The following is a 25,749-nucleotide window of genomic DNA, read 5'->3' as shown; positions in this document are numbered from 1 at the left end:
ATTTTCCTCCTTAATGCACATTACAAGTTTATTACTTTAACTCCTTGTACGTAGATGTTTACAGAATCTACTGCTAGTCCTACAGTTTGATCTAATGTATATTTCACTTTAGTCTGCACGTTATGTGCTACTTCTGAAATTTTCGTACCATAGCTCACAATAATATACATATCAATATGTACTTCATCTTCATTTTTACGAACAATAACGCCTCTAGTGAAGTTTTCTTTTCGTAAAATTTCTGTTAATCCATCTTTTAACTGATTTTTTGATGCCATACCTACGATACCGTAGCAATCTACTGCGGCACCTCCAGCAATTGTTGCAATTACATCTGTACTAATATCAATTTGACCGTACTTCGTTTTAATTTCAATTGACATCTCGTTTCCCCCTTCATAAATGGTGAAAGTGAGCTAGACTACTTTAGTTACTATCATATAATCTTTTTAAAGAAAATTCCATCGTTCTTTCTTTTTCACTCTCATATTTTATGTTTTAAATTACATTTTTTTATGATGAGCAAAATAGTCCATTGTTATTATACAACATGTACCACTATAATATGTCAAGCAATTTTTCTTGATTTCACCTTTTCTTCATTGACATATAGTGTCAAGTATTTTTTCTTGATTTCTTTTTCCTACGGTGTTGCATTCTCTTTTTAGTTGTGTTAAATTATAGTAGTGTTTTTAGCATCGCATAAAAGGCTAACATTGAAAAATTACGTATGTTACGGTAGTTAAGGGAGGGAAATATAAATGGCTCGTGTTTGTGCTATCACTGGAAGAAAAGCTCGTTCTGGTAACTCTCGTTCTCACGCAATGAACGCTACAAAACGTAAATGGGGCGCTAACCTTCAAAAAGTTCGCGTACGCATCGACGGAAAAGTTCAACGTGTTTACGTTTCTGCTAGAGCATTAAAATCTGGCAAAATCGAACGTGTTTAATAATAAAAAAAAGAGCCGCTAGGCTCTTTTTTTATTATACCATTGGAAAAAGCACCGGTAATAGGTGCTTTTTTTAGTCTTTTTTGAAGGTATTTAACATCGCACGAACAATTCCACCAAGAAATTTAGGTAACTTAATTGTATAAAATCTCATGGTTTCCCTCCTAATCCCCATTACTCCACTTGTTCACTATATGATGCAAGGAGCAAAATTGTTTCTTCAATCAGTGCTTCTTATCATCATTAATATGCCAGAAGTAAATGAAAAATTACCTTTTTCCTCAATGAGTTCATTACTAATACAAAGTGTCGATCCCCACTCTATTGTTTTATTAGTAAGAGGGTACTTAAAACCGTGAAGTGTAATACCTTCTACCCTTTCAGTAACTGGTACAAATGATACGTATGGAAAATGTTCGTTTCCTTCAATTATATACATACCAAACTTTTTCACCATTATTTCATTTTTATTGTCCACAATACACATTTCTATGTTTACTTCTAATCCCTTTAAAAGCATCTGAATATTTGCTAAACCATGATCAAGTCTTCCACCAGTAGCACCAAAAATACGAATTAACTTTGGTTTCTGTTCTAAAGCCCAGCTAATTGCAATTTCTAAATCTGTTTGATCTTTTTCTCGCGGGACAATATGTAATTCATTTGTTTGCTGCCTCATCCATGCTAATTCCTCATCAGTAACTGAATCATAATCCCCAAACGCAACAGACGGAGTGATTCCTCTTTTCAACAAACGGTACACTCCTCTATCAACGGCCGCCCAAACTACTTCTCCATTTTCATACCGAGAAAAATCTGCGCAGTATTCTGCAGGTCCTCCCGCTAAAATATGAATAATCATTTTTCCTTCCCCTTCTATTGTAAAAAGGCAATCTGCCATTCGGTAGATTGCCTTTCTCCTTATTTGTCACTCTAACATGTATAAATAGTGAAGTTTTAATGAACTAGAAGCTTCACTAGGATAAAGGTTCGTTCTTTATCCGCGAATTACACGAATTGCTTCACCGCGGTCTTTTTGATTGTATACTGCTGATCCCGCTACAAGAACATTCGCTCCTGCTTCAATACAAAGTCTTGCCGTTTCAGCGTTGACACCACCATCAACCTCAATTTCCACTTCTAGATTTCGCTCTTTAACCATTTCTGCAACTTGTTTGATTTTCGGTAATACAGAATGAATAAACTTCTGTCCGCCAAATCCAGGGTTTACTGTCATAAGTAATACCATGTCTATATCTTCTAATACATGCTCAATCGTTGAAACTGGAGTATGCGGATTTAATACAACCCCTGCTTTAATGTCATGAGATTTAATTAACTGAATTGTACGATGTAAATGAGGACACGCTTCTACGTGAACAGTAATAATATCCGCTCCCGCTTTTGCGAAAGTTGGGATATAGTTATCAGGATTTTCAATCATTAAATGTACATCTAACGGTAATGATGTAATCGGACGGATTGCTTCTACAATTAATGGTCCAATCGTAATATTTGGTACGAAATGCCCATCCATTACATCGACGTGAATGTAGTCAGCTCCGCCTTTTTCTACATCTTTAATCTCTTCCCCTAATCTTGAAAAATCTGCTGATAAAATCGATGGTGCAATTTTAATCATGACTAATACCTCGGCTTTCTCTCTCTAATTTCTTCTACGAATTGTTTGTAATTCTTATAACGATATTCGGTAATCTTTCCTTCTTCAACCGCAGCTTTCACCGCACATTTCGGTTCAGCAAGGTGTGTACACCCTCTAAATTTACAGTATTGGCTCGCTTCTTTCAACTCTGGAAAACAATATGTAAGATCTTCTACCTCTATATCTATGAAATCAAGCGAACTAAAACCAGGTGTATCCGCAACAAGTCCGCTTCCAACTGTAATTAATTCTACGTGTCTTGTCGTATGCTTTCCACGTCCTAAATGTGAAGAAATATCATTAGTTTTCAATTCTAAATCTGGACGTAATACATTTAGCATTGAAGATTTCCCAACACCAGATTGGCCTGCAACGACGGAAATACAACCTTCTAAGAATGGTTTCAGAATATCAATACTTTCCGATGTATTTATAGAAGTAAACAACACATCATAACCCATTTCACGATAATCATTTGCATAAGATTCAACAGTTTCTCTCATTTTTTCATCTACTAAATCCATCTTACTAATACAAATAATTGGTTTGATGTTATGATATTCAATTAATACTAAAAATCGATCTAACAGTCCTGGATTAAAATCTGGTTCTACCGCTGAGAAAACAAGAATAGCTTGATCAACATTAGCAATAGGAGGTCTAACAAGTTCATTTTTCCGATCAAATACTTCTAACACATAACCCTCACTCGGATTATCCGCTTGAAAAACAACTTGGTCTCCTACAAGTGGCGTAATTTTATTCTTTCTAAATACACCACGCCCACGACATTGTGTAATCCCTTCCTCATTCTGCACATAATAAAACCCACTTAGAGCTTTTACAATTTTTCCTTCTGGCATATAGTTCTCCTTTATTTTGTATAAAATGAAACTGCAATTAAATATGAATAGACTAGCGTTCTTTAAACAATTATTTCAAAGCCCACCAAATATATATCCAGGTTCATATATTTAATCTACCATCAAATTTGAAATATTATTTATAACAGTATCACTTTTACAGCTTTTTGAATCATATATTTTTGCCTGTTATACAGTCCACGATGTAGACAGCATAACAGGCAAGAGTAATAAATTCCATCTTCTATATAAGGACGATGGAATTCACTATTATTGAGCTGGATATGGTACTTCCTTGTCCATAATCGTTACTCCATCTCGGACAATTTTATAGTGTCCCTTTGCACCTTCTTGAATTACAAACTCTAAAGAAATAATCGCTGACTCAGTAATTGTTCTCGTTTCAACTGGTTTATCCATTTTTTGCTGCATATCTTCTTTATAAATTTCTATTGTTTGCGGCTTTTTCTCACCTGTTGCAGAAGCTTCATATGGGATAGAAATGTTATCCACTTTTACCGTTTTCGTCACTTTAGGCTTCGGACCATCGGAGATAACAATCGATACTTTATCTCCTTCTTTTAAAGGTGTCCCAGGCTTTGGTAACTGTGAAATAACAAGACCTTTATCAATCGTATCTGAATACTCTCTTTTTATATCAGAAACAAGCTTTCTTTCATTTAAATAACCTTTTACACTATTTTCAGTCCATCCTGAAAAATCACCTGGTCTTATTTGATAAGGTCCTTTACTTACCCAAATTTTCAGTTCTTGTTCTGCCTCTATAACCATTTGATCAGGCGTTGGTATTTGCTCTACAATTTCACCTTTCGGCTTATCATTTTCAATATAATTTATTGTAACTTGTTTATATTTTTCTTCTAACTCAGCTCTTATACTCTCGAAATCTTTTCCTGTCAAATCACGCATCTTACTTTTCTTTTTCCCACCTGATTGATAGATAGTAATTTTAGAGTTTTCTTTCACTACTCTTCCTGCTATAGGATCTGTTTTTATCACTTTTCCGGCTTCAACATCATCTGTATATACAAGATTAGGTTCAGTAACTTCAAAACCTTTTTCAACTAATGTATTTACAGCTGTCGTATATTTCATACCAGCCACATCAGGAACCTTCACATCTTTCGGAATAAAGAAGCCTGGAATAACAGTAAGTGCTAAAGTTATCCCTATCGCTAAAAGTAAAAATGTTGTAATTAAAACTTTCAGCCATTTATTATTTCGCTTTTTCTTCTTACCTGATTTGGTCTCTTCTTTTCTTACTTGTTCATCCACTTTACTTCCTTTTAATACAATCGTTTCATCACTTACATTTTGAAATAGTTGTTCTTGTTGAATAATTGGAATCGCTTTCGTTGCTTCCATATCTTCTGGTATGTAAAATGGTTGTTCATTTATTCGTTCTGGGTATAGTGCTGTTTCAATATCTCGTTTCATCGCGTTAGCAGATTGATATCGATGGAACGGATCTTTCGCAGTTGCCTTTAATATAATATTTTCAACACTTTGTGGAATATTTTCATTCCATCTTTTTGGAGATGGCATTTCATTTTGTAAATGTTTTAACGCAATTGCAACAGCAGATTCACCAGAAAACGGTTGTCTTCCTGTTAACAATTCAAACATAACAATCCCAAGTGAATAAATATCTGATTGTTTATTCGCTATACCACCGCGCGCTTGTTCTGGTGATAAATAATGCACCGAACCGAGCACCGAATTTGTATGTGTAATCGTTGCTGCACTTGTAGCTGTCGCAATTCCAAAGTCTGTTACTTTGACCACTCCGTCATCTCGAATCAAAATATTGTGCGGTTTAATATCACGATGTACAATCTCAAAATGATGGGCGTGTGCCATAGCGGACGTTAACTGCTCCATTATATCAAGAGCCTCTCCTATCGGTAACATCCCCCGATCAATTATGTATTGCTTCAATGTTCGTCCAGGTACATATTCCATTACAAGATAATATATATCATCCTCTTCCCCAACATCATACATATTCACAATATTTGGATGCGACAACGTTGTAACAGATTGCGCTTCTCGATGGAAACGTTTAATAAACTCTTCATTATTTGAATAGTCGAGTCTTAATATTTTTACCGCTACATCTCGACCAAGTATATCATCATGAGCTAAATATACATTGGCCATTCCTCCACCGCCAATCATTTTCAGCAGCTTATAACGGTCATTTAAGCGTTTTCCAATCAGCACGTTGCACTTCACCTACTTTCGTTTGTCGAATCCGTATAATCAATAATAACGAGGGTAATATTATCTTCTCCACCACGATCATTTGCTAATTGAATGAGATGCTCTCCCTTCGCCTCGAGCTGTTCATTCAATTGTAAAATTTGTTGCATATCAGCCATAGGGACTTTGTTAGACAATCCATCAGAGCAAAGAAGCAATTGATCGTCTTCTTCGAGCACCAATGTTTTAACATCTAGTCCGACTTTTTCTTCTGTTCCTAACGCTCTTAACAGAACATTCTTTTTCGGGTGATATTCTGCATCTTCTTTTGAAATTTCACCGTGCCTAACAAGTTCATTTACAAGTGAGTGGTCTTCCGTTACAAGCGATATTTCTCCCTCTGATACCATATAACAACGACTATCTCCTATATGACCTATTGTTACAAAACTAGGTGTACAAATCGCCACGATAACCGTTGTTCCCATGCCATTACATTCTACATGCTGCTGAGAGTAAGCATATATGCGCTCATTAATAATTCCAACGTTAGTATGTAACCACTTTTCTACCTTTTTAGGCTCATTCATATTATGCGTTTGCTTCCAATAATCATGGAATAATTGAATAGCCATCGAGCTAGCTACATCGCCAGCTCGATGACCTCCCATTCCATCTGCTACTACCGCTAAAATATTTCCATCTAAATTGCGAAAAACTCCTGCACTATCTTCATTATGTTGACGAACTTTTCCTTTATCCGATAGAAACACGGCTTTCATCTAGTCACCTCGTCTCTTCTTTGCGCTCCTTTGCACGCAACTGACCGCAGGCTGCATCAATATCATGACCTTGTTCACGGCGAATGGTTACATTCACTCCACGATCTTTTAGCGTCTTTTCAAACAAGAAAATTTGCTCTCGTGGCGTACGTACATAATCACGTTCTGGCACGTAGTTTACCGGAATTAAGTTTACATGACATTTTACACCTTTTAAGAGCGCAGCAAGTTCTTCAGCGTGCTCAACTTGGTCATTTTCTCCTCCAAATAAGCCATATTCAAATGTAATACGACGCCCTGTTCTATTTACATAGTATTTAACAGCTTCCATTAAATCAGGTAGCTTATAAGCACGGTTGATCGGCATTAATTTTGAACGTATCTCTGTATTTGCAGCATGCAATGAAATCGCAAAATTAATTTGCATATCTTCTTCAGCGAACTTATAAATTTTCGGAACAATTCCACTTGTTGAAACTGTCATATGTCTTGCACCAATATGAATTCCTTTTTCATGATTTACAATGCGTAAGAATGACATTAAGTTATCATAATTATCAAATGGTTCTCCAATTCCCATAACAACAAGAGAACTTACACGTTCTTCTGTTTCATCAAGCGCGCGCTGAACTTCTACTACTTGCGCTACAATTTCTCCAGCCTCTAAGTTTCGTTTTAACCCACCAAGTGTAGAAGCACAGAACGTACAGCCAATGCGGCAACCCACCTGTGTTGTTACACAAATGGAATTTCCATATTCATGTCGCATTAGTACAGTTTCAATAGAGTATCCATCGTATAACTGGAATAGGAATTTAATCGTTCCATCCGAAGACGTTTGTTTTACTAAAGTGTTTAAAGTAGTAATATCAAAGGAATTCGACAATTTATCGCGCAATCCTTTAGCAAGGTTTGACATATCCTCATAATTTTTTACACGTTTTTTATATAGCCAATCAAAAATTTGTCCTGCACGGAACTTAGGTTCTCCTTGTTCCTTTAACCAATCTTGCATTTCATGAAGTTGTAAAGAATAAATTGATGGTTTCTTTGTTTCTAGATTTTTCTTTTGTTTTTTTACAGTCGTTTCCATGATGCTACACCTTCTTTCTTAAACAAGCAATATAAAAGCCATCTGTTGCAAAATAATGCGGTAAAATTCGTACTTGACCTTCATCAATATACGGATTTAACTTTTCTGGCATGCGATCTTTTATCGTAGTATCCCATTCAAATTCAGGATGCTCTTGTAAAAATTGCTTTATTACTTGTTCATTTTCTATTTTTTCAATTGTGCACGTACTATAAACAAGGCGACCACCTTGTTTTAACAATGGTGCTATTTTTTCTAGTATCGCAAGTTGAATCGTTGATAACCTTTCACTATCGCCCTTATCTTTACCTAACTTAATATCAGGTTTACGTCTAATAACACCAAATCCAGAACATGGTGCATCTACTAATATTTTGTCAAAAGATTCATTTGCAAAATGCTCTTGAACTTTTCTAGCATCTAAAGCCATCGTTTCTACATTTTCTAAACCAAGTCTCTTCGCCTGTTGTTCAATTAAACGTACTTTATGTGCGTGTAAATCAAGCGACATTACCTTACCAGTTCCGTCCAAACGCTCTGCAATATGAGTTGTTTTTCCGCCAGGAGCAGCACAACTATCTAGAACTGAATCTCCTTTATTCGGTTCTAAAGCACGTGCTACAAGCATTGAGCTTTCATCTTGAATAGAAAGGAAACCTTTTTTGAACGCTTCTGTATGTGCGACATTTCCTCTTTCAATTTGAATTGCATCCTCTGACAATTCGCCACGTTTTGCTTCTATACCCTCATCAGCTAATAACGCAACCGCTTCTTCTACCGTTACTTTATCAACATTTACACGTGCTGTTGGTACAGGTGGCAACATATTTACTTCACACATTTTCTCTGCTGTCTCTAAACCATATTCGGATGCCCATTCTTGTACAAGCCACATTGGATGACTCGTTGCAATCGCAAGTCGTTCTACTGGATTTTCGATTTCTTCTAACGAAGGTACACCTTCTCGCTGAATTGAACGCAATACTCCGTTCACCATGCCTGAAATCCCTTTATGCCCACGACGCTTTGCAATCTCAACCGCTTCATGAATAGCCGCTCTTTCTGGAACTCGGTCTAAATATAGCATTTGATATAGAGATAGGCGAAGCAACACTCTTACCCACGCTTCAACCTTTTTTCTTAAAAATGGTTGTAAATAATAATCTAGTGTGTCACGACGTTGAATTGTTCCATATACCATTTCAGTTAATAAACCAATATCTTTTCTGTCAATTGTATTTTTTTCAATCAAATTATTTAAAAGTAAGTTGCTATACGCACCACTTTTTTCTACTTGAATTAAGCCATCCAGAGCTAACTCACGAACATTTTGTCTCATGCATTTTCTCCTAACTTCGTACCAATTTCAGGTTTTGTCCCACGTAAAAATTGTGAACAACTCATACGCTTTTTACCAGATGGTTGCAATTCAGTGATTTTAACGCCTGTCTCGTTCCCTGTTGCAACAACAAATCCATCTTCTTCAAGAGCTACTATTGTACCTGGTTCAGCTTTCTCTGTAATAGAGACCTTCTCTCCCCACCATACTTTAATAACTTGTCCTGCCAAAGTCGTATAAGCAACTGGCCATGGATTCAATCCGCGAATGTGATTGTATACTTCTTCACCTGTTTTTGTCCAATCAATTATCTCTTGCTCACGTTTTATATTATATGCAAACGTCACTTCAGCTTCACTTTGTTTAATTGGTTCTAGTTTACCCTGAATTAGTAAAGGAACCGTTTTAGATAAAAGGTGTGCTCCTGCTTCGCTTAACTTATCAAATAATGAACCTGTTGTTTCACGCTCTTCAATTTCTACTTCTACTTGCGTTAATATATCGCCCGCATCTAATTTTTCTACCATATACATAATTGTAATACCTGTTTTCTCTTTACCTTCCATAATCGCATAATGAATTGGTGCACCACCGCGAAGTTCTGGAAGTAATGATGCGTGGACATTAATACATCCATACTTTGGCGCTTCTAAAATTTCATTCGGTACGATTTGTCCAAATGCTGCTGTTACAATTAAGTCTGGCTCTAGTGCTAATACTTTTTCATATTCGTCTTTTTCACGAATTTTTAACGGCTGTACTACTGGAATACCATGTTTCTCCGCTTCTACTTTAACAGGAGTAGGTGTTAAAACCTTTTTTCTACCAACTGGACGATCAGGTTGCGTTACAACACCAACTACGTCATATCCGTCCTCGATAAGACGACGAAGCACCGGCACAGAAAAGTCCGGTGTCCCCATAAATACTACTTTCATCATTCAAAAACCGCTCCTTTTAAACCTATTCTAATTCGCCTGCTTCATAATACCTTTTCACTTTAGATGTAAATAAAACACCGTGTAAATGATCGATTTCATGCTGAATTGCACGCGCTAAGAAGTCATCCGCTTCTAATAAAAATATTTTACCGCGACGATTTTGTGCACGTACTTTAATGTAATCTGCACGCTCCACTTCACCATAAAGTCCCGGAAAGCTTAAGCAGCCTTCGGGACCTACTTGTTCACCACGTTTTTCTAAAATAACAGGATTAATTAATTCAATTTTACCCGTATCATCACCTATATCAACAACAGCAACTTGTAAGCTTACCCCCACTTGTGGCGCAGCTAGACCAACTCCGTCTGCAATTAACATTGTTTCATGCATATCTTTTAACAATTTCACTAACTTTTTATCAAAGTTAATTACTCTTTCGCATGGTGTTTCTAACACTTCATTTGGATGCTTTACAATTTCTAAAACTGCCATATTTCCCTCCGCTACATTAACATTGTTGGATTAAAATCAATTGAGATTTGTAGCTCTTTTTGCATTTCTGCTTGATAATGTTCATTTACCATTTTGAGCACGTTCTTTAAGTTTGGTTCCCGTTTGTATTTTATCATGCATTGGTAACGATATCTATCTTTTATCCTTGGAATTGCTGAAGCAACCGGCCCTAACACCATTGTTTGCCTTGAACAATGCGTTCGTAAATGACCGACAATTTTTTCCGTCACTTGGACTGCCTTTAATAATTCCGGATGAGATACAGTTACAAGTACAACGTAGTAATATGGCGGATATTGTCTCATTTGCCTCATTTGCATTTCGTGCTCATAAAATACATCATATTGTTGATTCTTTGCTAATTCTACACTGTAATGTTCCGGCGTATACGTTTGAATTACAACTTCCCCTGGCAATTCATGTCTTCCTGCACGTCCACTCACTTGTGTCAATAGCTGATACGTCTTTTCACTCGCCCGAAAATCAGGTAGATGAAGCATCGTATCCGCCGTTAAAACGCCAACAAGCGTCACCTTCGGAAAATCAAGCCCTTTTGCAATCATTTGTGTTCCAAGTAATATATCTGCTTTCTCTTCACCAAACGCCTTTAATAATTTTTCATGCATTCCTTTACGGCTTGTTGTATCCACATCCATTCGAATGACCCGCGCCTCAGGGAATAGTTTTGTGATTTCTTCTTCAACCTTTTGCGTCCCTGTACCAAAGAAACGAATATACGTACTATTACAAGCAGGACACTCCGTTGGCATATTTTCCTCATGACTACAATAATGACATTTTAAACGATGGTTCATTTTGTGATATGTCAACGAAATATCACAATGCGGACATTGTACGACATACCCACAATCACGACACATCACAAACGTAGAATGACCCCTTCTATTTAAAAAGAGAACCATTTGTTCTTTCTTTTCTAATCGATCTGCTATTTTTTCATGCAGTGCCTTTGAAAACATTGAACGATTTCCATCACGAAGCTCTTCACGCATATCAACAATTTCTACAGTCGGCAAAGCTTGTTTGTTCATACGTTTTTCCATTGTAAGCAACCCATAGACACCTTTTTTCGCTCTAGCAAACGATTCAAGTGTCGGCGTTGCACTTCCGAGAACGATTGGACACTTATGGTATTGTCCTCTCCACACTGCTACATCTCTTGCATGATACTTTGGGTTATCCTCTTGCTTATAACTTGATTCATGCTCTTCATCAATAATAATGATTCCTAAATTTTCGAATGGAGCAAAAATAGCTGAACGCGCACCAACTACAACTTTCACTTCTTTTCTTAATATCTTTCGCCATTCATCATATTTCTCGCCAACAGAAAGCGCACTGTGAAGAACTGCAACTTGCGAACCGAACCTACCTTTAAAGCGATCTACCATCTGGGGCGTTAGCGCAATTTCAGGAACAAGCACAATTGCTTCTTTTCCTTTCTCGAGCACCGCTGCTATAGATTGTAAATACACTTCAGTCTTACCACTTCCTGTAACACCATATAGTAAAAATGGATTGTAAGTTTCATTTGTAATTGATGACAAAATCGGTGTAATTACTTGTTTTTGTTCCTCAGTAAGCGGAAATGGTTTCGTTTGTTCAAAATCATCATCGTCATACGGACTCCGGTATACTTCTACATACTTTTCTGAGATTAGACCCTTTTTAACAAGTGCTTTTATTGGAGCATCTGTTATTTGTAATTCTTCTGTTAAATTTTTTAACGGTACACTTTTGTAGTTTTCTACAAAATAATAGAGTACATCTTGTTGTTTTTTACTTTTCAGTTCAAATGCTGCTAATTCCAATTTATCTGCCGGCAACTCCGGTTGAACTACTCTTTGTTTCTTCTTCTGCACTTTATCCTTTACTTGATAAACCACTTCAGTCGTACCATTTTTAATTTCTTGTTGAATAGTGCGATATAGGTGCGGCTGTGCTTCGATAGCTTCCCAATCTATCGTTTCCTTCCCTTGAAATAAAGAAAGAATTTCTGGTGCTACTTCTTCTCGGTTACGAAGTTGCAGACGCTTTTTATATGTTGCTTTGATCGCCGTCGGAAGCATCACCTGAAAAGCTGAAATCATATAACATAACGTTTCACTTGTAAGCCAATACCCAAGTTTTAATAATTCATCATTTAAAACAGGAGTGACATCTAATATTTCATACAACGCTTTTAACTTTTTACTTTCTAGTTCAACCGAATCCTTTATGCCAATAATAAAACCTTGCAATTTCCTCGGACCGAATGGGACTACTACACGCATTCCTGTTTGCACGATATCTTCCCATTTTTTAGGGATAATATAATCAAACGGTCGATCTGTTTGACGTGCAGGTACATCAACAATTACACTTGCAAACTTCATACATAATCATCTTCTAACATCATTTCTATTTGCTTTAATATTTCACGAGCCACTTCTTTTTTCGTTAAAAGTGGCAGCTCAATGATTTCTCCATCTTTTCTATACATTGTCACAATATTTGTATCCGTACCAAACCCAGCTCCTTGCGCTTTCACGTCATTCGCAACAATCATATTTGCATTTTTCTCACGTAATTTTCTCGTTGCGTATTCCTCTATGTTTGTCGTTTCAGCTGCAAAACCGATAAGTAACTGTCGGTCCTTCTTCTCACCTAACGTTTTTAAAATATCCACTGTTCTTTCTAATTCAATTACAGCATCGCCATTTTGCTTTTTCATTTTATTATCGTGAACATATTTTGGGCGATAATCTGCAACTGCCGCTGTTTTGATAACAACATCCACACTCTGATAATGCTGAAGGACTGCCTCTAACATATCTTGTGCAGATTCTACTTGTATTGTTGTGACATGTAATGGTGACTCTAATGCTGTCGGTCCTGAAACAAGTATGACATCAGCACCTAAGCTTGCTGCAACTTCTGCGATCGCATACCCCATCTTTCCAGAAGAAAAATTCGTCATAAAACGGACTGGGTCAATCTTTTCACGTGTCGGGCCAGCCGTTATTAATATTCGCTTTCCTTGCAATGGTTTTTGTTCTGAGAAAACCTCTTCTAACCTTTTAATAATCACTTCAGGTTCTTCCAGTCTTCCCTTAGCTACATAACCACATGCTAAAAAGCCTTCGCCAGGCTCAATAAATGTATATCCTAACGCTTTTAACGTCATCATATTTTTTTGAACAATTTTATTTTCATACATATGCACATTCATAGCAGGTGCAATCCAAACTGGAGCTGTAGTAGCTAACAAAGTAGTTGTAATCATATCATCAGCAATACCGCCAGCTAACTTTCCAATGCAATTCGCTGTAGCAGGTGCCACAAGTACAACATCTGCCCAATCCGCTAAATCAATGTGAGCGATAACTGCTGAGTCTTTTTCATCAAACGTATCCGTATATACATCGTGGCGAGAAAGCGCTTGAAATGTAAGAGGTGTAACAAACTTCATTGCCGATTCACTCATCATTACTTTTACAGTAGCACCCGCTTGTGTCAATTTACTCGTTAACGCAGCTGCTTTAAAAACTGCAATGCCTCCTGTTACACATAGAAGTATCTTTTTCCCTTTTAGCATATGACTCGTCCTCTTTCTTTTTCAAACTTATTCTACTGAAATAGAATTTTCAGCTCGTCAGTACCAATATGTTGTTCCACCTTTTTACGATTATTTCTTCCCTATCATAAAAAAATAACAACCTACTTGTAAATAGGTTGTTACCGTTACATAGAAAATTATAAAGTCTATGTTTTAATTTGTCGAAAAGAATGTCTTAATCAATTATTGTGTCATCGCTTGGTACATATTTTAATACTTCTAAATCGATTTCTTCTAATGCTTTACCTACACATTTATAAGAAACAGGCTTTTCAATAACACAATTGTCAGCAATTTGCATTTCACGTGCACGCTTTGCAGCTACTGTTACAAGTGTATATTTAGAATCGATTTTTGTTAATAATGAGTCAATTGATGGATTTAACATAATTATAGACCCTCCGTCATTTCTTTATAGTATTTTGCCACTCTTTCGCGGCGGCAATGTTCACCAACCACAATTGCTTTAATTCGGTCGCAAGCTAATTCAACTTGATCGTTTTCTACAACATAGTCATAAGCGTCCATCATTTCGATTTCTTCTTTCGCTACAGTTAAACGATTTTCAATAACATCTTCAGTTTCTGTACCACGGCCGACAATTCGGTTCTTTAGTTCAGATAAACTTGGAGGTGCTAAGAAAATAAATACACCTGCTGGGAAGGCTTTCTTAACTTGAATTGCTCCTTGCACTTCAATTTCTAAGAACACATCTTTTCCTTCTTGTAACGTTTTTTCAACATAATCAATCGGTGTTCCGTAATAATTACCAACGAACTCAGCCCATTCAAGTAACTTTTCATTACGAATCATTTCTTCAAATTCTTCTCTCTCTTTAAAGAAATAATCCACACCATCTACTTCACCTTCACGCGGTTTACGTGTCGTTACTGAAATAGAGTACTGAAAACGTGTGTCTTCATGGCTAAACAGCTCTTTTCGAACCGTTCCTTTCCCGACACCAGAAGGTCCCGAAAGAACGATGAGCAATCCTCTTCTACTTCTCATAAATATGTAAAACCTACCCTTCCTCACTTAAATCTTCTTTATTATTCAAACGATGTGCAATCGTCTCTGGCTGAATTGGACTTAATACTACATGCCCATCATCCATAACAATAACCGCCCTTGTTTTTCTCCCATACGTAGCATCAAGCAAAGCATTATGTTCACGCGCTTCCTGTACTGTCCGTTTAATAGGAGCTGACTCCGGACTTACAATAGCAATAATTCGATGAGCAGATACAATATTTCCGTATCCAATATTTAAAAACCGCATGGCCATAGTTTGCGCCTCCTAGTAAGTCTATCCGATTTCTCCACCACGTATAACTTTATATATTTTTTGAAAGCTACTCAATATTTTGTACTTGTTCACGAATTTTTTCAAGGTTATTTTTCATTTCTACGACATATTTTGAAATTGTTAAGTCATTTGCCTTAGAACCTATCGTATTAACTTCCCTATGCATCTCTTGCACGATGAAGTCCATTTTCCTTCCAACAGGCTCTGTAATTTGCAGTGCTTCACGAAATTGATCTAAATGACTTTGTAATCGAACTAATTCTTCGTGGATATCTGAACGCTCTGCAAATATTGCTACTTCTGTCAACAATCGTTGTTCATCTAAATCTTGGTTATGTAATTCTTTCAAGCGATTTTCTAATCGTTCACGATATTTTTGTGTAACAATTGGTGCATGTGGAATAATTGCATTTACACAATTATGAATCTCTTGCAAACGATATGCTATATCTTTATGTAATCGTTCTCCTTCGCCATCTCTCATCGTTTTCAACATATGAGCAGCTTGGCGAACAGCTTCATATAAACCGGTTTCAAATTGTTCATTTACATTTTCTATTTCTTCAACTGCCGTTACTTCTGGCATTCCCATTAGTTGCCCGAGTGTAATAGAATCTTGTAATTGAAATTTCCCTTTTATATCTTCCATAATGGATTGGTACTGCTTGAGAAGTTCCCAATTCACAGTTAATTTTCTTTCAACAAGCCCTTCGCCTGTTATACTAATAGACACTTCAATACGTCCACGGCGAACTTGCTTTGCAATTATTTTACGAATCTTGTCTTCAAACGCCATCATTTGCTTCGGAAGCCGAATACTCATTTCTAAAAAACGATGGTTCACCGACTTCATTTCTACTGTTATTTGAAAAGTATCGTTTTCTACCTTCGATCTTCCAAATCCTGTCATACTACAAATCATCTTTATCACATCCAAGCCATGAAATAACTCAATGAAAAAGGCAATAGAGACAAGGCTCTACTACCTTCTGTAAATTATATCATATTTTCATATCATTGACTATTTCAAGTTTAATCCCTTCTTATATAACAGCGGCTTTTTCTTTTTCTCCTTTTTTCTTGTTAATAAGGACCCTACTAATAAGAAGGTCGGAATAGATGATAATCCTCCAATTAACAACCAATCTCGTGCTTGTATCGGCAGTGTGCTAAAAATCGGCTGTAATGGTGGATAATATATAACTACAAGCATTAACAGTAAAGAAATAATAACCGCCCCTACTAAATATATATTTCCAAACGGGTTGCGGTGAAATATAGAATGTTCACTACGACAATCAAATACATGAATAAGCTGAGCCAGTACTAATGTTGCGAAGGCTACTGTTTGTGCATACTTCAATTCATTCGGATGCTGGTTAAATGCAATGATAAACGCTACTAATGTCACTGCTCCGATTAGAAAACCACGACTTATAATTTTCCACGCAAGCCCTCTAGCGAACACCCCTTCTTTCGGATGGCGTGGTGTTCTCTTCATCACATCTCCTTCAGCCTTATCCAAACCTAATGCCATCGCTGGTAAACCGTCAGTAACTAAGTTCACCCATAAAATTTGAATTGGAACCATCGGCAATGGCAGTGCCAGTAACATCGCAAATAACATAACTAAAATTTCACCAACGTTAGATGCTAACAAATACCGAATAAACTTCCGAATATTTTCATATATGTTTCTACCTTCTTTAATCGCCGATTTAATCGTAGCAAAGTTATCATCTAACAACACAAGTGACGAAGCTTCTTTTGCAACATCTGTCCCTGTAATTCCCATCGCAATCCCTATATCAGCTGTTTTAATAGCTGGAGCATCGTTCACTCCATCACCTGTCATAGCTACTATATGTCCCTTATTTTGCAGCGCCTTAACGATTTTCAATTTATGCTCAGGAGACACACGAGCGAATACATACGTATCTTCTACAATATCTTCTAATGCCTCTACATCCATATTCGCAAGTTCTACACCTTCAACAACGCGTCCACCCGCCGGTAAAACCCCTAACTGTTCCGCAATTGCCATTGCCGTCACTTTATGATCTCCCGTAATCATTACCGTTCTAATACCAGCTTCCTTACACTCTTTCACCGCTTGCGCCACTTCTAGTCTTGGTGGATCTATCATTCCTTGTATTCCAACAAGCATAAAATCCTGCTCGACTTCTCTTTCATGTTCAATTGAATCTGTAGCTTTTAACGGTTTAAATGCCACCGCAATCGTTCGTAAAGCTTGACTTCCTAAACTATGAATCGCTGCCTGCACTTCTTTTCGATACATTTCACTTAAAGGCTGCTGCTTATTTCCCCACAAAATTGTTTGACTCATTTGCAAAAGAACATCTGGTGCTCCTTTTGTAATAACAAATTTTTTGCCTTCACGATCACGAACGATAACGCTCATCATTTTTCTAGTTGAATCAAAAGGAAATTCACGAATGACTTCAAACTTTCCTTTAAGAGCTTCACGTGATATTCCCGCCTTCATTGCAGCAGCAACGAGAGCTCCCTCTGTTGGATCTCCATCTAACACATACGTCTTTTTCTTTTGAATAACATTCGCATTATTACATAAACAGCCAAATGTAAGTAGTTGATACAGTGATTTCGTCTTAGTAGGGTCAATTACTGCTTCACCTTTCATAAACGAACCTGTTGGCTCATAGCCTTGACCTGTTACTTTCCACAATTCTCCGCCTGACCACATATGTGTTACCATCATTTTATTTTGTGTCATTGTTCCTGTTTTATCTGAGCAAATAACAGAAGCACAGCCTAACGTTTCTACAGCTGGCAACTTTCGCACAATTGCCCTCTTTTTAATCATACGCTGTACGCCAAGTGATAGCGCAACCGTAACGATAGCTGGCAATCCTTCTGGAATAGCTGCAACAGCAAGCGAAACCCCAGCCAAAAACATGTGATACACTTCATTTCCTTGATATACACCAGCTAGTACAACAAGAGCCGTCAAAATAAGAGCAACAATAATTAAAATTTTTCCAAGCTGTTCTAATCTTCTTTGTAATGGCGTTTCCATTTGCTCAGCATTTTGCAACATATTTGCAATTTGCCCCATAGCTGTATTCATTCCAGTTGCTACGACTACCCCTGTTCCAGCACCTCTCGTTATCATCGTCCCCATAAATGCCATGTTTTTTTGATCACCAATTGAAACATCTTGGCCTTGTAACGCCTCTACCTTCTTTTGTACAGGCAATGACTCTCCTGTAAGAGCCGATTCTTCAATATATAAACTTGAAGATTCCACAAGGCGAACATCCGCGCCAATACGGTCACCACTAGAAAATTTAATAATATCACCTAGTACAAGCGCCTTTGACGGCGCTTTTATCCACTTCCCATTTCTTAGTACAGTAACTTGAGGAGCTGCCAATTCTTTTAAAGCTTCCAACGATTTTTCAGCTTTCCTCTCTTGAAAGAAACCGAGGACACCATTAATAATAACAATTGCAACAATTGCAATCGAATCAATATACTCTCCTAAAAAAGCTGAAATAATTGTAGCACCAAATAAAACAAGTACCATAAAATCTTTAAATTGCGCTAAAAACACCATAAGCGCAGAAGGCCGCTTTGCTTCTTGCAATTCATTTGTACCAAATTTCTTTAATCGGCCCTCTGCTTCTTGCTCTGTAAGACCTACCTCCACATTCGTATTCGTTCTTTCCTCCACTTCATGTGCTCGCATTTCATACCAGTTCATCCTGCCATCGACCTCCTGATTCCAGACATACTCTAATGAAAGCTTATTCAGCCTCGTCCAAAAAAATGCTATAATTAACTTTTAGTTAGAAAGGAGTGTTCATTCATGGCATTCGATGGATTATTTACAAGAGCAATTACACATGAAATTGCAAATTCTCTTCAAACAGGAAGAATTTCAAAAATATATCAACCCTCAAAATATGAAGTTTTATTACATATTCGAGCAAACGGAAAAAACCAAAAGCTAATTCTTTCATCTCACCCTACATATGCGCGTATGCACTTAACAAATCAAAACTACAATTCACCAGCGCTACCGCCGATGTTTTGTATGCTTCTTCGCAAACATTTAGAAGGTGGATTTATTGAAAAAATTGAACAAATTGACTTAGAACGTATTATTCAAATTACAGTCCGCAGTCGTAATGAAATCGGTGACGAATCAGTAAAAACATTAGTAATCGAAATAATGGGACGACACAGTAATATTATCTTAGTAGATACGAAAACAAATGTTATTTTAGATAGCTTAAAACACATTTCTTTAGCGGTAAACCGACATCGTACTGTATATGCTGGAGCTGAATATGTTGCCCCACCGGCACAACATAAAATTAATCCGCTTCTTATCGAAACAGAAAATGATTTTATTAAACCGCTAGACTTTTTATCTGGCAACATGGACAAACAACTTGTCGGAGCATTCATGGGAATTTCCCCATTATTTGCAAAAGAAGTTGTAAAAAAAGCAGGTATGGCAAATGAAAAAGCATTATCTGAAGCTTTCTTCAGCTTGCAAAAACCTTTGCTAACACATCAGTACGTGCCAGCAATGATAACAGCAAATGGAAAAGAGTTCTTTTACCTATTCCCTCTTTCTCACTTACAAGGAAACGAAAAAACATTTTCATCTGTTAGTGAATTATTAGATCGTTTCTTCTTTGGTAAAGCAGAGCGCGATCGTGTAAAACAACAAGCTCACGATTTAGAACGCTTTATGCAAAATGAAAAAACAAAAAACGAAAAGAAGCTAATTAAACTAGAAAAAACATTACAAGATGCCGGAAAAGCAGATAAATACCAACTATTTGGAGAGCTACTTACAGCCAATATGTACGCTTTGAAAAAAGGTGATAAAGAGATAGAAGTCGTTAACTATTATGACGAAAATGGTGGGACTGTAAAAATCACATTAGATCCTTTAAGAACACCATCCGACAATGCACAACGCTATTTCCAAAAATATCAAAAAGCAAAAAATTCAGTTGTTGTTGTAGAAGAACAAATCGAAAAAACAAATGAAGAAATTCTTTATTTTGATAGCTTACTTCAACAAATGGAGGTTGCTTCTTCAAAAGATATTGAAGAGATTCGTGAAGAACTGGCCGAAGAAGGTTATGTACGTAATCGTAAGAAGAACAACACAAAGAAAAAACCGACAAAACCGGTATTGGACAAATATTTAGCTAGTGATGGAACAGAAATTTTCGTCGGTAAAAACAATAAGCAAAATGATTATTTAACAACGAAATTCTCCCGTCGTGATGAAATTTGGTTACATACGAAAGACATACCTGGGTCCCACGTTGTCATTCGTTCTCTTGAACCTACGGAAGAGACTTTACACGAGGCCGCTAAAATCGCTGCTTATTACAGTAAAGCAAAAGATTCTAGTTCTGTTCCTGTAGATTTCACAAAGGTACGCCATGTCAAAAAACCGAGCGGTGCAAAACTTGGATTTGTTACATATGACAATCAGCAAACATTATATGTAACACCAGATGCTGATACAGTAATGAAATTAAAAGCGTAAATACTTAAAGAATGCGTTGCTAGCTAGCAACGCATTCTTTAATTTAGTTCATATATCCATTAACTAATTCGTAACATCTTTCTTTGGTCATCTTATATTTCTCTTCCGAAGCCTCTATACGTCTCATCGTTCCTTTATTTGGATCTGTACCAATCGCTGTAACTTTTCTTTCTTTTTCTTTAACCCATGCAATCTGTTTTGTTTTTAATGATTGAAATGCATCCGCTGACATCGTATTTTTTAATGTACTGTAAATTTCATTTAGTTTATTATCCCATAGTTGATAATTTCCTTCTATTTCATTTACTATGTCATTTGTTGACATAACATTTGTATGTTTTTCTTCGTTTTCTAGAGCAACTAACTCATTTAGAGCCTTAGTTTTACCTAATACTGAAGAAGATTCTTTTTTTGGCTGCTTCTCTTCTTTTGAACTAGTATACATACTGGAATCATTTCCCTTAGCTGTTTCTTGCTCTTGAATAAAATCTTGTTTCGTTACCTTTTCTTGCTCTTCATCATCTACATTGTGAGTAATAACAGATGTTTGGGCATCCACAGCAACTACTCCGTTACTTTCTTTAAAAATATATTTCTTATTTCCACTATTCTCTTCTCTAACGAAAGAGACATTCTTGAAACCTTGAACTCTAAGAATTTCGTTAGCTTCTTCTTTAGTTAACTTTAAATCTACTGGCGTATTTGATGACCATTTATCCATTAACCATTTTCCATCAGTATAAACTAAAACAAATTCCCACGTCTCCGCTTCATTCCCCATATCATTTGCAAGGATAAGCGTCTCAATCTTTAAAACATCATTTTTCTGTGAACAAGTTATTCTCACGTCTGGCTCAATATGAATTGGGAATGGCAACATATCCGTCTCTCTAGACCTATTAAATGTGTCAAGCGACTTAGGAAGCTGATTTTCTACAAACTTATCTGTAACTAATCCCTTAACTCCTTTTTTCGCCGTCTCCATATCTCCAGGATTATTTCGGCTCCATCCATTTTCTTTTTCCATCTCACTAAAAGCGTTTGCTATCCTATCTACGCTCTTTCGTACAATCTTTTTCGCTTCTTTTCCTGTCACTTCTGGTGCTTCATCAAGCTGTTCAATCTTTTCATTTACTTGAACTTTGTTTTCACTTTTTTCACAACCTGCTAGAACAAACATACTAACTACCAAGCAAAATGACATTACTTTACTTAATTTTTTCATATACTCACATTCCTTAATCCTATTTATTCGTTACGTATCCCTATCTTCGAGAGAAACCCAACAATTACCTATTGTATCAATAATTTTTTATTTATATATTAATTTTCATATTAAAATAAACAATAAATTTAATGTTATTTTCAAATATACACTCTAAAAATCGCTTATCCTTTTCTTTCCTGACTTCGATATTCCAAAAAATTTGACATTATTTTCTCGTATTTGTATAAAAAATTTTACAGTGTGTAAAAAAAACGATTCGATGTTCTTTTCATTTGCTCACTAATATTTTGAAGCAATCCGTAGTTTTCAAATAGTCCTTCCCACAAATAGCGGACAGAACTTTACTTTACCTTCCCTTATATATATTCCCCACTATCCTTTCTCTAAAGTTATCTTTTGGCACGCTATTTGCTTTATTCAATACTGTGAAAAGGGGGAAATTAACATGAATTTAAGAATTACTAAAATCCAAAATCAACTACAAAAATATGAAATTGACGGATTACTTATTACTAAAAAAGAAAATCGCCAATATGCAACAGGCTTTACAGGTAGCGCTGGCGTCGTCTTAATCTCTGCGGATAAAGCGGTTTTTATAACTGATTTTCGCTATGTAGATCAAGCGAAATCACAAATAAAAGAAGCTGAAATTATTATGCATAAAGGAAATCTAGAAAAAGAAATCGCAAATCAAGTATCGAAATTAAACATTCAAAAACTTGGAATTGAAGAAAATAACATGACATTACAACAATATAAAAACTTACAAAAATACATACATGCGGAAATGGTGCAAGTGTGCGAAATCATCGAAGATATTCGCATTATTAAAGACACACCTGAAATAGAAACAATGAAAATTGCGGCTACTATTGCTGACGAATCATTTCACCACATCCTTACGTTTCTAAAGCCAGGAATAAGTGAGACTGATGTCCGAGATGAATTAGAATTTTTCATGCGAAAGAAAGGAGCTACATCCTCATCATTTCAAATTATTGTAGCTTCTGGCGTTCGCTCTTCACTTCCTCATGGCGTTGCATCGAATAAAATAATCGAGCACGGTGATATCGTTACATTAGATTTCGGTGCACTTTATAACGGGTATTGTTCCGATTTAACACGTACTGTAGCGATTGGCGAACCATCGGAAGAATTCAAAAAAATATATACTGTTGTATTAGAAGCATTAAAGCGTGGAACTGCAGCCATTAAACCTGGAGAAACGGCGAAAAGTATCGATGATATAACGAGAGATTACATTACAGAACATGGATACGGTCAATATTTCGGCCACTCTACTGGTCATGGGCTTGGGTTAGAAATTCATGAACCTCTCCGTCTATCCCAAGAAAGTAAGGCTACTTTAGAAGAAGGTATGGTTGTTACAGTTGAACCAGGTATTTATATACCAAACTGGGGCGGGTGTAGAATTGAAGATGATATTGTCATCACAAAAGAGGGCTATGAGGTTATTACAAAGGCAAATCGGGAACTAATTGTCATTCCCTGTTAAAAATCATGAACTTTTTAACAGGAGTTTTTTCTTTACACATAGAATTCCTTCTCTGGAGTAATTGTTTAAAGAGGGAGAATTTTAATTGAACTTTGTAATCGATAAGGTAGATGGTTTACAGGTTGAGTTTTCAAAACTTGTTTCCATGATGAATTACGCTCGCTATACAACAATGCAGGCTGTCGAAGGCTTAACAATTGAAGAACTTGATTATTTATATGATGATGAAGCAAATTCAATTGGTATGCTTTTGTACCATATGGCTGCTATTGAATTTTACTACCAAATTCATACTTTTGAAGATCGTGAACCAACAGATGCTGAATTAGAACGTTGGTTACCTGCTGTTGAGTTAGGAAATCTTGGACGTGAGAAAATAAAAGGCAACTCAATAGAATTTTACATAAATACGTTACAAGAAGTGCGCTCTAAAACGATCGAAACATTTCAGTCTTTACCTGACGAATGGCTATTTAAAACGACCGACTTTTGGCATGACAAACCAGCAAATAACTACTTTAAATGGTTTCACGTATTTGAAGATGAGATCAACCATCGCGGACAAATTCGTTTAATTAAAAAGATGCAAAAAGCTCATTCAGTAAAGTAAGAAAATGCCACCGAATAAGGTGGCATTTTCTTTTATTCATTAACGAATAACTTTTCGTTTACTTTTTTAGCAATCACTGCTAGCGCTATTAGAATGCATATTAAATATAACAATTTCGCGATAAATAACCACCCTTGAAAAATTACAATTCCATCTATTATCTCATTTCCTTTCAATAACAAAAACGGAATCGTGCTAATTACAAATACAAACTCGATACTAAGAACAATTTTCTTTTTTCGACTATATGCTTTCCATTCACTCCAGCGGTACAAAGGAGCAAAAAACAGTACGCCTATACATAATATAACGCCTATCCATTCACTTTTAAGAAATTGTCCTGAAATGATAGATAATATTAAACAAGCAAGTACACCATAATACCGATACGATAAACTTAACTAAATCTATACAATTCAATCAAATTTACACAAGTTAGTGCTTCATCGTGTTCTCGCAACCCCGAAGGGACGAGGGGTATAACACTCCACACGAGGCAGTATCGTTACCTCCTATTATCAAGCATTTATTTTACCCATCTTGATAAATTTATCGAAGCATTTACATCCCTATCGTGATGGCTATTGCACCCAACACAACACCACTCACGTATTTTTAAACTCCACTGTCCTTCTGGTTGAACTGAATGGTCGTATTTCACCCCGCAACATGAGCAAATCTTGCTTGAGGCGAACCATTTATCAGCTTTTACATACTCAATGCCATACTTCTCGCACTTGTATGATAAACATTGAAAGAAGAAGTTTAATTTTTGAAATGAAAATGCTTTCGATAGTTTTTTGTTTTTTAACAGGTTTGAGATAGATAAGTCTTCCACAACAATCCTCATTGGTTTGGTTTTCACCAATTTAGCTGTTGCTTGATGGATATGGTTATTTCGGATATTCGTAATTTTCCTAGATAACCGCAGGTGCTCAGTTTTAGCTTTTTCATATCCGGCAGACTGAATTTTCACACCTTTTGTAAATCTCCTAGACATATCTCTTTGCGCTGACTTTTTCCTTTTCAAAAGTTTTTTAACCTTGGCATCTTTGTTTATATTTCGTTCTTTCGTACCATTAGAAGCCACAAACAGCTCTTTTAAACCAACATCCACACCAATCGACTCATCGGTTAATTCTTGTGCTTCAAAGGATTCTTCGAACCCTACACTAATCCACCAGTGACGACCATCAAAGGTAACTCTTGGATTTGATGGTTTTTTGTTTCTTGGTAGTTGTTGGCTTGTTTTCACTTCTCCAATGGACTGAATATCAACTACTTTCTTTCCTATAATCAGTCTTTCATAATTGGCATAAAATCCTTGGATTAAATCTTTTTTGGATTTATAAGAAGTGTGATAACCATTTTTGTACTTTTCGAACGAATGTTTCCTCGCCTTGTCAAAATCTTTTGAAGCCTGTTTGGGAACTTGTGCATTGATGTCTTTTAACCACTTATATCTCTTTCGCTTCTTGATCTTTGTAAATCGTTTCTGTAAAGCTAACTGTGAAACAGATTTTCCAAATAGCTTATAGTACC

Annotated in this window: 25 protein-coding genes; 4 read left to right on the top strand and 21 right to left on the bottom strand. The window is 36.4% G+C overall.

The genetic code is table 11. The features are described 5' to 3' along the window. Positions 1-20 precede the first annotated feature (20 nt). Positions 21-383, bottom strand: a complete 363-nt coding sequence (locus tag DET63_RS11550) for an Asp23/Gls24 family envelope stress response protein (RefSeq protein WP_002014507.1) — start codon at positions 381-383, stop codon at positions 21-23. 378 nt (positions 384-761) lie between these two features. Between DET63_RS11550 and rpmB the strand changes: the two genes are divergently transcribed. Continuing rightward, positions 762-950: a 50S ribosomal protein L28 gene (gene rpmB, locus DET63_RS11545; RefSeq protein ID WP_000124776.1), complete on the top strand. Its 189-nt coding sequence runs from the start codon at positions 762-764 to the stop codon at positions 948-950. Positions 951-1,023: 73 nt separating this feature from the next. Here the strand turns inward: rpmB and spoVM are convergent, their stop codons facing one another. From spoVM to DET63_RS11460, 17 genes are all read right to left on the bottom strand, one after another. Continuing rightward, on the bottom strand, positions 1,024-1,104 hold the full coding sequence (gene spoVM / locus DET63_RS11540) for a stage V sporulation protein SpoVM (RefSeq protein ID WP_001213599.1): 81 nt from the start codon (positions 1,102-1,104) through the stop codon (positions 1,024-1,026). A gap of 66 nt (positions 1,105-1,170) precedes the next feature. Next, positions 1,171-1,851 (bottom strand): thiamine diphosphokinase, encoded by a 681-nt coding sequence (locus DET63_RS11535; protein ID WP_113936789.1) that lies wholly within the window; start codon positions 1,849-1,851, stop codon positions 1,171-1,173. A gap of 96 nt (positions 1,852-1,947) precedes the next feature. Next, a complete protein-coding gene (gene rpe, locus DET63_RS11530) occupies positions 1,948-2,592 on the bottom strand; it encodes a ribulose-phosphate 3-epimerase (RefSeq protein WP_002014505.1) in 645 nt (214 codons plus the stop codon). Positions 2,593-2,594: 2 nt separating this feature from the next. Then, entirely contained in the window at positions 2,595-3,476 is an 882-nt protein-coding gene (gene rsgA / locus DET63_RS11525) for a ribosome small subunit-dependent GTPase A (protein ID WP_002088214.1), read from the bottom strand. 270 nt (positions 3,477-3,746) lie between these two features. Next, positions 3,747-5,720, bottom strand: a complete 1,974-nt coding sequence (gene pknB, locus DET63_RS11520; RefSeq protein ID WP_113936788.1) for a Stk1 family PASTA domain-containing Ser/Thr kinase — start codon at positions 5,718-5,720, stop codon at positions 3,747-3,749. 8 nt (positions 5,721-5,728) lie between these two features. After that, positions 5,729-6,481, bottom strand: coding sequence for a Stp1/IreP family PP2C-type Ser/Thr phosphatase (locus DET63_RS11515; protein WP_002137950.1), 753 nt, complete (start codon positions 6,479-6,481; stop codon positions 5,729-5,731). A 4-nt stretch (positions 6,482-6,485) separates the two neighbouring features. After that, complete coding sequence (rlmN, locus tag DET63_RS11510) at positions 6,486-7,574, bottom strand: dual-specificity RNA methyltransferase RlmN (RefSeq protein WP_002014500.1); 1,089 nt, start codon at positions 7,572-7,574, stop codon at positions 6,486-6,488. Positions 7,575-7,578: 4 nt separating this feature from the next. Continuing rightward, a complete protein-coding gene (gene rsmB, locus DET63_RS11505) occupies positions 7,579-8,913 on the bottom strand; it encodes a 16S rRNA (cytosine(967)-C(5))-methyltransferase RsmB (protein WP_113936787.1) in 1,335 nt (444 codons plus the stop codon). Beyond that, positions 8,910-9,854: a methionyl-tRNA formyltransferase gene (gene fmt, locus DET63_RS11500; RefSeq protein ID WP_002014498.1), complete on the bottom strand. Its 945-nt coding sequence runs from the start codon at positions 9,852-9,854 to the stop codon at positions 8,910-8,912. Before fmt ends, rsmB begins: the two co-directional genes overlap by 4 nt. A gap of 22 nt (positions 9,855-9,876) precedes the next feature. Next, entirely contained in the window at positions 9,877-10,347 is a 471-nt protein-coding gene (def, locus tag DET63_RS11495) for a peptide deformylase (RefSeq protein ID WP_002014496.1), read from the bottom strand. Positions 10,348-10,358: 11 nt separating this feature from the next. After that, entirely contained in the window at positions 10,359-12,764 is a 2,406-nt protein-coding gene (gene priA, locus DET63_RS11490) for a primosomal protein N' (RefSeq protein ID WP_002137952.1), read from the bottom strand. Further along, positions 12,761-13,966, bottom strand: coding sequence for a bifunctional phosphopantothenoylcysteine decarboxylase/phosphopantothenate--cysteine ligase CoaBC (gene coaBC, locus DET63_RS11485; protein WP_113936786.1), 1,206 nt, complete (start codon positions 13,964-13,966; stop codon positions 12,761-12,763). Before coaBC ends, priA begins: the two co-directional genes overlap by 4 nt. Before the next feature lie 196 nt (positions 13,967-14,162). Next, the gene (gene rpoZ, locus DET63_RS11480; RefSeq protein WP_002014493.1) at positions 14,163-14,375 is read right to left on the bottom strand and encodes a DNA-directed RNA polymerase subunit omega; all 213 of its coding nucleotides are present in this window, start codon (positions 14,373-14,375) and stop codon (positions 14,163-14,165) included. Between the two features lie 2 nt (positions 14,376-14,377). Further along, positions 14,378-14,995: a guanylate kinase gene (gene gmk / locus DET63_RS11475; RefSeq protein ID WP_002014492.1), complete on the bottom strand. Its 618-nt coding sequence runs from the start codon at positions 14,993-14,995 to the stop codon at positions 14,378-14,380. 13 nt (positions 14,996-15,008) lie between these two features. Further along, positions 15,009-15,272 (bottom strand): extracellular matrix/biofilm regulator RemA, encoded by a 264-nt coding sequence (gene remA, locus DET63_RS11470; protein ID WP_001251456.1) that lies wholly within the window; start codon positions 15,270-15,272, stop codon positions 15,009-15,011. A gap of 67 nt (positions 15,273-15,339) precedes the next feature. Continuing rightward, the gene (locus DET63_RS11465; protein WP_002088227.1) at positions 15,340-16,215 is read right to left on the bottom strand and encodes a YicC/YloC family endoribonuclease; all 876 of its coding nucleotides are present in this window, start codon (positions 16,213-16,215) and stop codon (positions 15,340-15,342) included. Positions 16,216-16,314: 99 nt separating this feature from the next. Further along, positions 16,315-19,038, bottom strand: coding sequence for a calcium-translocating P-type ATPase, SERCA-type (locus DET63_RS11460; RefSeq protein ID WP_113936785.1), 2,724 nt, complete (start codon positions 19,036-19,038; stop codon positions 16,315-16,317). Between the two features lie 105 nt (positions 19,039-19,143). Between DET63_RS11460 and DET63_RS11455 the strand changes: the two genes are divergently transcribed. Then, a complete protein-coding gene (locus DET63_RS11455) occupies positions 19,144-20,853 on the top strand; it encodes an Rqc2 family fibronectin-binding protein (protein ID WP_002066775.1) in 1,710 nt (569 codons plus the stop codon). Between the two features lie 43 nt (positions 20,854-20,896). On the opposite strand, the gene DET63_RS11450 is transcribed toward DET63_RS11455, so the two are convergent. After that, complete coding sequence (locus tag DET63_RS11450) at positions 20,897-22,078, bottom strand: lysozyme inhibitor LprI family protein (RefSeq protein WP_002066774.1); 1,182 nt, start codon at positions 22,076-22,078, stop codon at positions 20,897-20,899. Between the two features lie 448 nt (positions 22,079-22,526). On the opposite strand from DET63_RS11450, the gene DET63_RS11445 reads away from it, so the two are divergent. Together DET63_RS11445 and DET63_RS11440 are read left to right on the top strand one after the other, a co-directional pair. Next, on the top strand, positions 22,527-23,597 hold the full coding sequence (locus DET63_RS11445) for a M24 family metallopeptidase (protein WP_002066773.1): 1,071 nt from the start codon (positions 22,527-22,529) through the stop codon (positions 23,595-23,597). Between the two features lie 85 nt (positions 23,598-23,682). Next, on the top strand, positions 23,683-24,207 hold the full coding sequence (locus DET63_RS11440) for a DinB family protein (protein WP_002066772.1): 525 nt from the start codon (positions 23,683-23,685) through the stop codon (positions 24,205-24,207). Between the two features lie 32 nt (positions 24,208-24,239). On the opposite strand, the gene DET63_RS11435 is transcribed toward DET63_RS11440, so the two are convergent. Together DET63_RS11435 and DET63_RS11430 are read right to left on the bottom strand one after the other, a co-directional pair. Beyond that, positions 24,240-24,566 carry a YoqO family protein gene (locus tag DET63_RS11435; RefSeq protein ID WP_033707110.1) on the bottom strand — a complete coding sequence of 109 codons (327 nt, stop codon included), beginning with the start codon at positions 24,564-24,566 and terminating at the stop codon, positions 24,240-24,242. Positions 24,567-24,733: 167 nt separating this feature from the next. After that, on the bottom strand, positions 24,734-25,749 hold a 1,016-nt coding region (locus DET63_RS11430), incomplete at its 5' end, for an RNA-guided endonuclease InsQ/TnpB family protein (RefSeq protein WP_142675679.1).

Source organism: Bacillus sp. DB-2, assembly GCF_003315125.1.
Taxonomy (GTDB): Bacteria; Bacillota; Bacilli; order Bacillales; family Bacillaceae_G; genus Bacillus_A; species Bacillus_A mycoides.
This window is presented reverse-complemented; position numbering and strand designations above follow the sequence as displayed.